Here is a 12,761-nt window from a genome sequence, read left to right on the forward strand (position 1 = left end):
CCACCTCACGATTCCCGGAGCCAGGAGGCGGTGAGCTCCGCCAGCGCGCCGGCGTCCAGCCCCGACGCGCTCATCGGCGCCGACGGCGGCTCCGGTGCCGACTCATGTTGCGGTGCAGGCTGATCGGCGGCCGTGTCCACCGCGGCGGCCAGCTCGGCGATGCTCATGTGCTCGAACACCATCGCCGGGGTCAGCGTCAGTCCCTGGGCGGTGGCGCGCGCCGCCAGCTGCACGGCGACGATGCTGTCGCCGCCGACGGCGAAGAAGTTGTCCTCGCGGTCGACGCCGGTGATCTCGAGCAGCTCCTCGAGCAGGGTCGTCAGCGCCCGTTCGGTCTCGGCGGAACCGCCGGGCAGCGGTCGGGACGGCCGCGCTTCGGCCGGGGCGGGCGGGGCCAGCAGCGCCTGCAGGTCGGCGGCGGGCAGCAGCCCGAGCGCGCTGACCGCCGCGTCGGGGGTGGTCGCGAACGCCTCGAACGCGTTGTCGAGGGCGGCGGCGATCCGCCGGACTGTCGCGGGCTCGTAGAGATCGGCGTTGGCGACGACCCGCACGTCGAGTTCGGCGTCCGGGGTCACGTTCACCCCGACGTTGAGGTCCAGTAGCGAGATCTCGAAATCCATCGGGAGTGCCGACACCGTGGTGTCCCCGCTGCCGGTCAGGTCGCGCGGCAGCAGTGCCCAGTCCTCGCCGCGGAAGTGGATGGAATTCTGGAACAGCGGGTGGTTGCGCGACGGCGAACGCGGCGGGTTGAGCGCCTCGACCAGCCGCTCGATGGGAAATTCCTGATGCGCCAGGGCGTCTTTGACGCTGTCCCGGCTGCGCGCGACGATGTCGCGCAGGCTCGGCTCCCCGGACAGGTCGGTGCGCAGCACCACCACGTTGGCGCAGGGCCCGGTCAGGTTCGCGGTGCGCTCGTCGACCCGGCAGGCCACGGGACTGCCTATCGCGATGTCCGTGCCACCGCCCAGCGTGTGCAACACGACGGCCAGGACCGCGTGGTACACCGAGAATTCGGTGGTGCCGACCTCCTCGGCCAGCCGGACAAGGGCCGCCCGCCGGGCCGCGGCGACGGTGAAATCGACCACCTCCCCGCGCCTTCCGAGCACCGGCGGGCGCGTGTGGTCGGCGGCCACCGAGATGTCGGCGGGCAGCCCGGCCAGCGCGCCGCACCAGTGGTCCAGTTCCGCACCCGCCCACGGTCCTGCAGCTTCGAACGTGTTCCGTTGCCACAGCGCGTAATCGGCGAACTGCAGCGGTGGTGTGGCCCAGTGCGGAGCCTGGGCGTCGCACCGCGCCCGGTACGCGGCGACGAGGTCGTCGAACAGGATGCCGAAGGAGGTGTGGTCGGTCACCATGTGGTGGATCACCAACAGCAGCACGTGGGTGTCCGGGCCCAGCACCAGCAGGGTGGGCCGGATCAGCGGTTCGGATTCGAGCGCGAACACGTGGCCGCGCAGCCCGGCGATCGTGTCGTCGAGCCGGCCGGGGACGACCTCGGTCACCTCCGGTTCGAGCCGCAGTTCCGGGTGCACGTGCTGGTACGGCATCCCGTCGTGCTCGACGAAATTCGTGCGCAGCGCCTCGTGGCGGGCCACCACGTCGTTGAGCGCCGCGGTGAGCACCGCGGTGTCCAGCGGGCCGTCGAAGCGCAGCGCGAGCGCCATGTTGAAGACGTCGTTGGCTCCCCGCATCCGGTACTGGAACCACATGGCGAGTTGGGAATACGACAGCGGGGGCCGGGCGGGGCGGTCTTGCCCGGTCAGCTGCGGCCGGATCTCCTCGACGCCGGATCCGGCACGCAGCCGTTCGACCAGCCGCGCCAACCCGGCCGGCGTCGGGGCGTCGAACACCGCGCGCACGGTGCACTCCACCGAGAATGCGCTGCGTATCTGTGCCACCAGGCGGGCGGCCAGCAGCGAATGGCCGCCCAGCCCGAAGAACGAGTCGTCGGCACCGATGCCGTCCCAGCCCTCGTCGCGGCCGAACAGGCGGGCGAACATCGCGCAGATCCGGCGCTCGATCTCGGTGGCCGGCCGGCGGTGGCCGCGCGCGGCCACGGGGGTGGGTGGAGGCAGCGCCCGCTTGTCCAGTTTGCCGCTGACCGTCAGCGGGATCTCGGGGATGACCCCGAATGCGCTGGGCACCATGTAGTCCGGCAACGCCGCCGCGGCGTGGGCGCGGATGTCGTCGATGTCGATGCCGTCGGGCGCGCCCGCAGCGGTCGCGGGCACCAGGTAGGCGGCCAGCGCCGGCCCGGCCTCGGTGTCCTCGGCGACGACGAGGCAGTGCCGGACCGCCGGGTGGGTGGCGATCACGGACTCGACTTCGCCGAGCTCGATGCGGTAGCCACGGACCTTCACCTGCTCGTCGGCGCGACCGACGAATTCCAGCTCGCCGGAGAGGTTGCGGCGCACCAGGTCTCCCGTCCGGTACATCCGCATCCCCGCGGCGAACGGGTCGGCGACGAAGCGCTCCGCCGTCAACCCGGGGCGCCCCAGATATCCGCGCGCGAGCTGCACCCCACCCAGATAGAGCTCGCCGATCACCTGCGCGGGCACCGGCTGCAGCTCCTCGTCGAGCACGTAGGCGTACACGTTGCGGTTCGGCACGCCGATGGGCACCACGCGCGAGCCCTGTGCACCTTCGACTTTCATGTGCGTCGCGCAGACCACGGCCTCCGTGGGCCCGTAGTGGTTGCGCAGCTCCGCATCGAAGTGGCCGGCGAATCTGTCGGCAACCTCGCCGGGCAGCGCCTCCCCGCCCACCGGGACGTGCCGCAGCGCCCGCCACTGGGCGGCCCGCGGCAGCAGCAGCAGGGTGCTCAGCATCGACGGAACCATGTGCAGCACGGTGACGCGGTGCCGCTCGATCAGGTCCGCGACGTAGTCGAGGTCGCCGAACGCCCCGGGCCTGGGCACCACCAGCCGCGCACCCAGCGTCAGCGTGACGAAGATGTCCAGCAGCGACGCGTCGAAGCTCACCGACGACGACTGCAACAGCCGATCGTCGGCGGTCATGCTCCATTCGGCCACGAAGCCGTCCACGTGCTCGGCGATCGCACGGTGCGACACGGCCACGCCCTTGGGCCGGCCGGTGGAACCGGACGTGTAGATGACGTAGGCCAGATGATCCGGGTGCAACGGGCCGAGCCGGTCGGCGTCGGTCAGCGGGGCGTCGGGGAGCCGCTCGGCGTCGCGTTCGGCGGCGACGAACTCCTGCTGCCCGATGACCGTCCGCGGCCGCGCGTCCGCGATGAGGTAGTCGATGCGCTCGTCGGGGTAGGCGGGGTCGATCGGCAGATAGGCCGCCCCGGCTTTCAGCACGGCCAGCATCGCGACGACGAACTCGACCGACGTCGTCATGCGCAGGCCGACGATGGCCTCGGGCCCGAAGCCCCGCCGAACGAGCAGGCGCGCCAGCCGGTTCGCGCGGCGATGCAGCCCGGCGTAGGTCAGCCGCGCCTCGTCGGAGACGAGCGCGACGGCGCCCGGGGTGGCGTCGGCGGCCGCCTCGAGCAGCGCCACCATCGTGGTGGGCGGCGTCGCGACGAGTTCGCCGTGCGATTGCGCCAGGACGGCGGCGCGCTCGCCGGGACCGAGCATGTCGATGCCGGTGATCCGGTGCCCCGGCTCGCCCAGCGCATGCTCCAGCAGCTGCAGGTAGTGCGCCAGCATCCGGTCCACGAGTTCGCCGCCGAGCCGGGTCTGGTATTCGAACTCGACCGACACCCGGTCCGGGTCGAGCACGATCGCCAGCGCCAGCGGCAGGTGTGCGGTCACCGCGGCCAGGTCGAGCTGCCGCACGGCGACGCCGTCCAGGGCAAAGTCGCCGGCGGTCTTGCGCCACGAGAAGCCCAGCCGCACCAGGCGGTCCATGCCGTCGTGACCCAGCCGTTCCGGGTTCACCTCGCGCACGACCCGGTCGATGCCGACGGACTGGTGGGCGAATCCGTTGAGGCAGGTTTCGCGGACCGCGTCGACGAACGAGACGAAGGTGTCCTGCGGCCGCGCGGTGAGCCGCAGCAGCAGCGTGTTGCCGAAATATCCGAGGGCGCCGTGGGCGGCGGGCTCGCGCGCGGTCACCGGCACGGACACCAGGAAGTCCGGGGCGCCGGTGTAGCGGCGCACCAGCACCCCGAAGGCCGCCAGCAGCACCATGAACGGCGTGGCGGCGTGCCGCTGGGCGAATTCTTCCACCCTGCCGAACAATTCGGGGGGCATGACCCGGGCTCGGCGCTCGGCGTCCCGCGACGGGCCCGGGCCGGCCAGGCCGGGAAGCTGCAGCGGTTCGGGCGCCGGCCGCAGCGTGTCGGCCCAGTAGCCGACGTCGGCGACGGTGGGTTCGGCCGCGGCCCGCAGCACCGCGGCGGCCACGAACTGCGGCGCCTCGCCGAGCCGGTCACCGTTGTAGGCCGCGCTCAGCTCGGCGGAGAAGACGGCCCAGCAGTCGTCGTCCCAGCAGATGTGGTGTGCGACGAACAGCAGCACGAACTCGTCGGTCCCGCTGTGGATCAGGGCCGTCCGCAGCGGCAGGTCGGTGGTGAGGTCGAACGGCCGGCCGAACTCGGCGCGCGCCAGGGCCGCGATGTGACGATCGCGTTCGGTCTCGGGAAGCGCGGTCAGATCGACCGTCGGCCAACCGATCTCGACGTAATCGGAGAACACCTGGTACGGTTCGCCCTCGCTGTCCACCCCGTACACCGTGCGCAGGATCGCGTGCCGCGCCACCAGGTCGCCGAAGGCCGCACGCAGCCGCTCCGGGTCCAGCGGGCCCGTCATCCGGTAGGCGAGGCAGACGTTGAGCGTGACGTCGCCGGCGTCCATCGCCTGCAGGAACCACATCCGCCGCTGCCCAGGCGAAAGGGGGTATCGCTCCCCCGCCCGCACGGCCTGGGTCCCGGCGGATTGGGTTGCCGCCAGGCCGCTTTCGGCGATGCGGCGGCGCAGCAGCTCGCGACGGCGTTCCTGTACGGTCCTGGGATGCTCTGCCATGGCTCGCCCCGCTAACCGTTGGACGCCGTCGAACCGGTGACGTAGCCCCCGCGCAGGAAGAACTCCGCACCGCGGTGCTCCCGGCCGTCGGCACCCCGCAGGCGGGTGATCACCAGGCCGTGGTTAGCGCCCCGGAACGCCTCCGGCCCGCACACCACCACACCGCCGCCCTCCTGCACGATCACCCGTCCCGGCGTTCCGCCGTACCGCGCCTCCGACACCCGCGCCTCGACGATCTCGATGCGCTCGCCGCGGTAGCGGGTGAACGCCCGCGGATACGGGTCGGACAGCGCCCGCACGAACCGCTCCAAATCGGACGCCGGCCAGCTCCAGTCGACCAGACTGTCGCGCTCGCAACGCTTGTGGAAGTAGGTGCGCTGGGCCTTGTCCTGCGGGCGCCACACCGCGGTCCCGGACTCCAGGGCCGTCAGCGCGTCGCGCAGCGCGCCCGGGATCAGGTCCAGCCCGCGCAGCACCAGGTCGGTGCCGGTGTCGGTGGGCCCGATCGGCAGCGAGTGCTGGATCAGGATGTCGCCGGTGTCCAGGCCGTCGTCCATCCGGTGCACCGTCAACCCGAACTCGGTCTCGCCGCTGATCAGCGCCCACAGGACGGGGGAAAACCCGGTGAACTTGGGCAGCAGCGAGTCGTGCAGGTTCAAGGTGCCGTGCGGCGGCCGGGTGTACAGCTCCGGCGGCATCCACGTGTACCAGCTGTTGACCACGATGACATCGGGCTCGGCGCGCTTGACCAGGTCGATGGTTGCGGGGTCGACGCGCTCGGTCAGGTGCACCGGGATGCCGTGCTCGCGCGCGAGCTCTTCGACCGACTCCGACCAGATCGCCTTGTAGGAGTGCCCGCTGGCGGGGTGGGTGACCGCGAGGACCACGTCGTGGTCCAGGTCGATCAGCGCCTGCAGGGTCCTGCATCCCCAGGTCTGGTAACCGAACGACACCACGCGCATCAGTCGAACCTCTCTCCGTCGTCGCTGTTCGGCCAGGTCGGGACTCGTGGTCGGGGCCCGTTCGGGCACCGCCCACCGGCCCAGCAGCTTATGTTAGCCTTCGCTAAGTTGCATGCTCCGCGCGGCTGCGCGCCGGGGCGAGAACGAGAGGTGGGAGCGCATGCCGCGCACGCTGGGGTGGGCCAGGCAGTTCCACGAGCCGCAGTCGCCGGGCAGCCCGCCGCTGCTGGTGTTTCCCCACGCCGGGGCCGGCGCGTCGGCCTACCGCGAGTTCTCGAAGGTGCTCAGCGGGGCGTTCGACGTCGTCGTCTTCCAGTACCCCGGACGCCAGGACCGCGCCTCCGAGCCCCCGCTCGCCACGTTGCCGGAGATCGCCGCGGGGGCGTTCGCCGAGTTCTCGGCCTCCGAGCGCAACCGCGGGGTCCCGATCGTCGCCTTCGGCCACAGCATGGGCGCCATGGTCGCCTTCGAGTTCGTCCGGCTCGCGGAGGCCGCGGGCATCCGGGTCGACCAGCTCAACGTCTCGGCGACCGTGGCCCCCTGTCACGCCGCGGCCAAACCGTCGCACCCCACCGACGACGAAGAACTCCTCAACCACCTGCTGGCGCTCGAGGGCACCGCCTCCGGTGTGCTGGCCGACCGCGACCTGATGCGGCTGACGCTTCCGGTGGTCAAGGCGGACTTCAAGGCCTTCGACGCCTACTCCTGCGCCGCAGACGTCAAGGTGGCGGCGCCGATTCACGCCATGGGCGGAGATCAGGACCCGTATGTGACGCTGGCCGACCTGTACGGGTGGGGCAAGCACACCGGCACAATCAGGGTCACGATGTTCGACGGCGGGCACTTCTACCTCGACCGGCACGTCGACGCGATCGCGGCGCTGCTGACCTCGCGCGCCGAGCAGACGGCGTGAGCGCCGACCCCATCGTCATCTCGGGGATGGCGGTCGAGGCGCCGGGCGGGATCGACAGCCCCGCCGCGTTGTGGTCGGCGCTGGCCGAGGCCAGGGAACTCATCGGGCCCTTCCCCCGCGACCGCGGCTGGCCGCTGCACGACCTGTTCTCGGTGTCGGAGCTCGACGGCTGGGGCCCGGTCCGCGATGCCGGCGGATTCCTCGACGGCGCAACCCGATTCGACCCGGCACTGTTCGGCGTCACCCACCGCGAGGCCCTCGTCATGCACCCGCAGCAGCGGGTCGCGATGCGGGTGGCCTGGAAGGCGCTGGAGAACTGCGGGATCAACCCGGCCGCACTGGACGGGGAATTCGTCGGCTGCTTCGTCGGCATGTCGCCGATGGAGTACGGACCCCGCGCGGCCGTCGCCGACGCCCACACCGGGCACCGGATCGCGAGCCTGGGACAGCTGGGCGGCGCCGCCCGCATCTCGCACAGCCTCGGGCTGACGGGACCGTCGATCAGCATCGACACAGCATGCGCCTCGTCGTTGACCGCGGTGCACCTGGCCGCCACGGCCGTCGCGGCCGACGAGTGCGACTGGGCGCTCGCCGGCGGGGTGTGCGTCATGGGTTCCCCGGGCGCGTTCTACGAGTTCGCAAGGCTCAACGCACTTTCCGACGACGGGCATTGCCGCGCCTACTCCGCCGACGCCAGCGGCACCGTGTGGGGGGAAGGCGCGGGCATGGTCCTGGTGGAGCGCGAGTCGCGGGCGCGCCGGCTCGGGCATCCGGTCTTCGGGCGCATCCTGGCGATCCGCACCAACCACAACGGCAAGGGCAAGCCGATCCTGGTGCCCCGGGTGCGCGCGCAGGAACAGCTGATCCGCAAGACGCTCGACGCGGCAGGCATCGACCCGGCCGCCGTCGGAATGATCGAGGGGCACGGCACCGGAACCCTCGCCGGGGACCCGGTGGAACTGCTCGCGTTGTTCAAGACCTACGGCGCGGCGGGCTGCACGGCGCCGATCGGCTCGATCAAGTCGAACCTGGGGCACCCGCAGGCGGCGTCCGGGATCCTCGGGCTGATCAAGCTGCTGCTCGCCGGTGCGCACGGCGCCGTTCCCCCAACCCTTTTCGCGGACAACCCGACCACGGTGCCGGACTGGGACCGCACCGGCCTGCGGCTGGCCGCCAAGCTGCACGACTGGGAGGCCACCGACGGCCTGCGCTACGGCACCGTGTCGTCGTTCGGCGCCGGCGGCGCCAACGCGCACGCCCTCGTCGCGATGCCCGCGGATCCGTGGGGATGACGCCCGTGACCTACCGCCTCCCCAACGGCACCGTCCCGGTCCTGCTGTCCGCCGACGCGCCCGGGCCGTTGCGCGCCGAGGCCGCGGCCGTCCTGTCCTACGCCACGCGGCATTCCGCCGTGACGCCGCAGGAGATCGCGGCGATGCTGTTCCGCACCCGGACCGCCCGCAGGCACCGGGCCCTGGCCATGGTCGCCACCCGCGAGGAGTTGACCGGTGCGCTGCGGGCGGTCGCCGACGACCGTGCACACCCCGCGGTGGTGCGCAGCGAGACGCCGGCCGCCGCACGCAAACTCGCCTACGTCTTCCCCGGCCAGGGCGGCCAGCGCCCCGGGATGGGCCGGCTCTTCTACGACGCGGTCCCCGCGTTCCGCGACGAGGTGGACCGCTGCGCCGCGGCCTTCGAGACGCTGGTCGGCGAGTCGCCGCTGAATTACCTTCTCGACGAGAACCTTCCGGCGCCCGACGCCGCGAGCACGGTGCAGCCAGCGCTGTTCACCCAGATGGCCGGGCTGGCCGCGATGTGGCGGTCGTTCGGGATCGTGGCCGCGGCCACGGTCGGACACAGCCAGGGGGAGATCGCCGCCGCCTACGTGTCCGGCGCCGTGACACTGCCGGATGCCGTCCGCGTCATCGGCGTTCGCGCGCACGCGGCCGACGAGTTCGGCTCCGGTGACTACGCGATGGCCGTCGTGGCCACCGGCCGCGACGCCTGCGAGGACGTCCTCGCGCGCCGCTCGGGGTGGGCGCAGCTGTCGGTGGTCAACTCCCCCAACATGGTCGGGATCTCCGGCGACCGCGACACCGTGCAGGGCATCGTCGATGCGTTCACCGAGCGCGGAACCTTCGCCCGCGTCATCCGCGTCGGGTACCCGGCGCACACCGGCGCGATCCAGGAGCTCGCCGAGAAGGTGCGCGCCATCGCCCACCACGAACTGCAGAACCACGCGTTCCTGGGCACCGAGATCGACTGCATCGGCGGCACCCTCGGCGGCCGCATCACCACGGACCTACCGGTCGACGAATACTGGCTGTGGAACCTGCGCAACCCGGTCCGGTTCGACAAGGCGGTGGCGGCCGCGCTGGAGCTGGGCGTGGACACGTTCGTCGAGCTGGCCGAGCACCCGACGCTGCAGCTGGCGATCCAGGACAACCTCGCGGCCTGCGAGGGCGACTCGGGCGAGCGCGCGACCATGGTCGTCGGCACGTCCGAGCGGGCGGCCGGCGACCTGGACAAGTTCACCCGCAACCTCGCGCTGCTGGCCGTGCACGACCAGGCCTACCCGTGGGAATGCCTGCACGCCGGGCCCGGCGGCCCGCCCACTTGGCCGTTGCCCGACTTCCCCAACCTGGCGATGAACGAGTCGAAGCTGTGGCTGCCCTACGACGAGGTCGTGCCGCGGCGCCCCCGGCGGGCGCCCCGGGAGACCAATGCCACCGCGGCGCCGCGGCTGCTCACCGAGGAGTGGGTCCGGCTCTCGCACCGCTCGCTGGCGCCGCCACGCGCTTTCGGGATCGTCGACCACACCGGGGCCTGCGCGCCACTGGCCGAGGCCCTGTGCGCCGCGGCCGGCGACATCGGCGCCTCGGCGCGGGTGCTCGGCGGTCCCGATAGCCATTCGGCGGCAATCGGTCTGGACGCCTGCGTCATCCTGCTCCCGCCTGCGCCGCGGCTGGACGACGCGGCCGCCGCCGCCGAGGTGGCGGCCTTCTTCTCCCGCCGCGCGTGGTGGCCGCGGATCGATGACGCCATCACCGAATGCTGGCTGGTGACGGTCGGTGGTGAGCCCGTCACCGGCGACGCGCCGCCCGATCCGGTGCACGCGGCCGTCGGCGCGGGATTTCGCTGCCTGGGCGCCGAACACCCCTGCGTGCGTTTCCGTCACCTCGATCTGGACGCCGGGTCGGCGTCACCGGCGGCCGCCACCACGATCCTCGCCGCGCTGCACACCGCCGACGAGTCGGAACTGGCGCTGCGCGACGGCGGGCTCTACGCCAAGCGGGTCACCGAGACTCCCACGGCTGCAAATGATTCCGGCGGCAAGCCATGGGAGCATGTGCTCGTCGTCGGGGGGACCGGCACGCTGGGGCTGGAATTCTGTGACCACTTCGCCCGCCGCGACGCGCGGCGGATCACGCTGGTCAGCAGGTCGGGCGAGACCGAGGCCGTCGCGCAGCGACTACACCGGATCCGGTCGGCGACGTCGACGCGCATCGACGTCGCCCGTTGCGACGTCGGCGACCAGGCCGCGATATCCGAGCTGGCGAAGCGGCACCGGGACGCGCCCGCGGACCTGATCGTCCATGCCGCGGTTCACTATTCGGGTGCCGAACTGGCGGACATCACCCCCGAGCTGGCCGACGACGCGTTGCGCGCCAAGGTTGTCGGCCTCTCGTGCGTGCTGGCGGCGTTCCCGCGCACCGACGACTGCCGCGTGGTCTTGTGCTCCTCGATCGCGGCGACGGTCGGCGGGCGCGGGCTGATCCTCTACGCCGCGGCCAACAGGATGCTCGACGCGATGGCGCACCGGCTTCGCGCGCAAGGCCTGGACTGCGCGTCCGTGCAATGGGGGCAGTGGGCGGTCACGTTCGACCCCGGGGCGTCGGGCACCGCGAAACTGTCCCCGACCGGGTTGCTGCCGATGTCCTCGGCCGACGCGCTGGCGGTGGGCATGGGCCGGTGTGGCGGAAATTCCGTCGTCGCGTCGTTCGCCCTGGATCGGGCCCGGTCGGTGCTGGACGCCTGCGGGCGCGCGTCGTTGTTGTCGCAACTCGACGGCCCGCTCCCCGAAACCCCCGAAACGCCGGTCAGCGAGGCGCGTGCGCCGCACCGGCTGGCGACGCTGGTGGCCCGGGCGATCGGTGTCGATCACGCGGAGTCGATCGACACCGCGGCACCGCTGGTCGCGCTGGGACTGGATTCGCTGCAGGCGTTGGAGTTACGTCGTCGCGTCCAGGCCGAGTTCGACCGGGACGTGGACGTGGCCGACCTGCTCGGCGGGGCGTCCGTCGCCGACCTGCTGGAGCGGCTGGGCAGCTAACCGCCGGCCATCGCCGCACGCAGGCTGCCGGGACGCAGGTCGGTCCAGCTCGTCTCGACGTGGGCCAGGCAGTGCGCGCGGGTGTCCGCGCCGAACACCACGCGCCAGCCCGCCGGCGCGTCCTTGAACGCCGGCCACAGGCAGTGCTGCTCCTCGTCGTTGACCAGGACGCAGAACGCGAGCTCGTCGTCGTCAAACGGATTGGTATGCATCGGTTCTCCCCCTCGTCGGTGCGGTGGCCCCCAACCCGGCGGCCAGCACGCGGTCGGACAGCAGCCCCAGGCAGCTCAAATTGGGGAACCCCGGCCCCTCGTTGACGCCGGCCAGATTCGGCAACACCAACTTCGGTGCCACACCCGCGACGGCCAAGTCGGGACCGATGGACTCCTCCAGCGCCTCGACGGTCACCGGCCCGCCCAGCCCGAGCTCCAGCGCACCCCGGGCGGCCGGGCACAGCAGCGGCAGGAACCACACCGGGTCGGCGCCGGATCCGTCGATGACGAGGTCGAACCGGTGCAGCGACTCGAGCGGCTCACCGCAGTTGTCGGTGTGCAGCGTGATCCAGATCCGGTCGTCGCGGTCGACCACGCGGGCGACGCGCCCGCGCTGATGCTTGATCCGCTCGTCGGCCAGCAGGGATTCCTGGACCCGGGCGGAGAACACCCCGCGATCGGTGCGGGCGATGCAGTCGCGCCGTTCGGCCTGGCTCAGGCCGCGCCAGCCGGTCGGGTCGGAGAACAGCGAGTTCTCGAAGAAGCCCTCGCCGCGGGTGAACAGGGTCGCCTGCGGCGAGATGGCCGTGATGGCCGAAACGCGGTGGTGGAAAAGCTCGTTGAGGATCGATGCGGCTGTCTCTCCCCCACCGATGACCGCGACGTTGTCGGCGACGATGCGCTCGTGTTGGCCCGCGCGCTGCCAGAACTGCGCGATCGAGAGCACCCGCGGATCACCCGAGAGCATCGACCGGTCGGGCTGTCCCGGCCCGGTCACCATCAGCGTGCCGGCGGACAGGCTCGCCCCGCGGGTGTGCAGCACCCAGCGGGCGTCGTCGAGGGAAATCCGGACCACTTCGCCGTCAACGACTTTCAAGCCGACCACGTCGGCGACCCAGCGCAGATACCCCGCCCACGTCTCGTGGGTGGGCGCCGGACGGCCCCGGTCGACCCAGCCCACGAACTGGTCGGTGGCAACCAGGTAGGACTGCCAGCTGAACCGCATCATCCGCTCGTCGACCTCGGTGCCGGGCGCCAGATCGGAGCGGTACGGGAAGCCGATGTCCTTCTCGGGGCTGGTGCCCAGCCGCTGGCGACCGTCGGTCCAGCCGCCACCGGCCCGCCAGTTGGCGGCCACCCCGGAGCGTTCGACGGCGAGGACCTCGGGCACCTCGACGCCGAGCTCGCGCAGCACCGCCGCCTTCGCGGCCACCGCCACCGCCTTCGCGCCGGCCCCAACGATCGCAAGTGTGTCGCTCATCGCGCGTTCACCGCGCACCTCCGTCGATCGGCTTAGCCCAGGCTGCCCTAACTTTGTGTACGCTACCCTATGTTCGACCGGCGGGACAC

The 12,761-nt window shown here is 72.0% G+C and carries 7 protein-coding genes; 3 read left to right on the forward strand and 4 right to left on the reverse strand.

Annotation, left to right across the window (positions count from 1 at the left end):
* Nucleotides 1–5 precede the first annotated feature (5 nt).
* Both ACJ512_RS20455 and ACJ512_RS20460 read right to left on the reverse strand, forming a co-directional pair.
* Entirely contained in the window at nt 6–4,991 is a 4,986-nt protein-coding gene (locus tag ACJ512_RS20455; protein ID WP_407685295.1) for an amino acid adenylation domain-containing protein, read from the reverse strand.
* Between the two features lie 11 nt (nt 4,992–5,002).
* Nucleotides 5,003–5,953, reverse strand: coding sequence for a methionyl-tRNA formyltransferase (locus ACJ512_RS20460; RefSeq protein ID WP_407685296.1), 951 nt, complete (start codon nt 5,951–5,953; stop codon nt 5,003–5,005).
* Between the two features lie 160 nt (nt 5,954–6,113).
* On the opposite strand from ACJ512_RS20460, the gene ACJ512_RS20465 reads away from it, so the two are divergent.
* Genes ACJ512_RS20465 through nbtC form a run of 3 tightly spaced genes read left to right on the forward strand, consistent with a single transcriptional unit; the run spans nt 6,114 to nt 11,199 of the window.
* The gene (locus tag ACJ512_RS20465) at nt 6,114–6,866 is read left to right on the forward strand and encodes a thioesterase II family protein (protein ID WP_407685297.1); all 753 of its coding nucleotides are present in this window, start codon (nt 6,114–6,116) and stop codon (nt 6,864–6,866) included.
* Nucleotides 6,867–6,892: 26 nt separating this feature from the next.
* Entirely contained in the window at nt 6,893–8,158 is a 1,266-nt protein-coding gene (locus ACJ512_RS20470) for a beta-ketoacyl [acyl carrier protein] synthase domain-containing protein (protein WP_461480145.1), read from the forward strand.
* The gene (gene nbtC / locus ACJ512_RS20475; RefSeq protein WP_407685299.1) at nt 8,155–11,199 is read left to right on the forward strand and encodes a nocobactin polyketide synthase NbtC; all 3,045 of its coding nucleotides are present in this window, start codon (nt 8,155–8,157) and stop codon (nt 11,197–11,199) included. Before ACJ512_RS20470 ends, nbtC begins: the two co-directional genes overlap by 4 nt.
* Here nbtC and ACJ512_RS20480 read toward each other — a convergent pair.
* The gene (locus ACJ512_RS20480) at nt 11,196–11,411 is read right to left on the reverse strand and encodes an MbtH family protein (protein ID WP_407685300.1); all 216 of its coding nucleotides are present in this window, start codon (nt 11,409–11,411) and stop codon (nt 11,196–11,198) included. The two genes, nbtC and ACJ512_RS20480, sit on opposite strands and share 4 nt — an antisense overlap.
* Nucleotides 11,392–12,672, reverse strand: coding sequence for an NADPH-dependent L-lysine N(6)-monooxygenase MbtG (mbtG, locus tag ACJ512_RS20485; protein WP_407685301.1), 1,281 nt, complete (start codon nt 12,670–12,672; stop codon nt 11,392–11,394). Before mbtG ends, ACJ512_RS20480 begins: the two co-directional genes overlap by 20 nt.
* Between the last annotated feature and the right edge of the window lie 89 nt (nt 12,673–12,761).

This window comes from Mycobacterium cajalii, from assembly GCF_045809005.2.
GTDB lineage: Bacteria > Actinomycetota > Actinomycetes > Mycobacteriales > Mycobacteriaceae > Mycobacterium.

What these genes read in the sequence shown, in the direction of transcription:
- ACJ512_RS20455 (WP_407685295.1), bottom strand. Translation starts at nt 4,991, where the DNA reads ATGGCAGAGCATCCCAGGACCGTACAGGAACGCCGTCGCGAGCTGCTG.
- ACJ512_RS20470 (WP_461480145.1), top strand. Translation starts at nt 6,893, where the DNA reads ATGGCGGTCGAGGCGCCGGGCGGGATCGACAGCCCCGCCGCGTTGTGG.
- ACJ512_RS20480 (WP_407685300.1), bottom strand. Translation starts at nt 11,411, where the DNA reads ATGCATACCAATCCGTTTGACGACGACGAGCTCGCGTTCTGCGTCCTG.
- mbtG (WP_407685301.1), bottom strand. Translation starts at nt 12,672, where the DNA reads ATGAGCGACACACTTGCGATCGTTGGGGCCGGCGCGAAGGCGGTGGCG.
- ACJ512_RS20465 (WP_407685297.1), top strand. Translation starts at nt 6,114, where the DNA reads ATGCCGCGCACGCTGGGGTGGGCCAGGCAGTTCCACGAGCCGCAGTCG.
- nbtC (WP_407685299.1), top strand. Translation starts at nt 8,155, where the DNA reads ATGACGCCCGTGACCTACCGCCTCCCCAACGGCACCGTCCCGGTCCTG.
- ACJ512_RS20460 (WP_407685296.1), bottom strand. Translation starts at nt 5,953, where the DNA reads ATGCGCGTGGTGTCGTTCGGTTACCAGACCTGGGGATGCAGGACCCTG.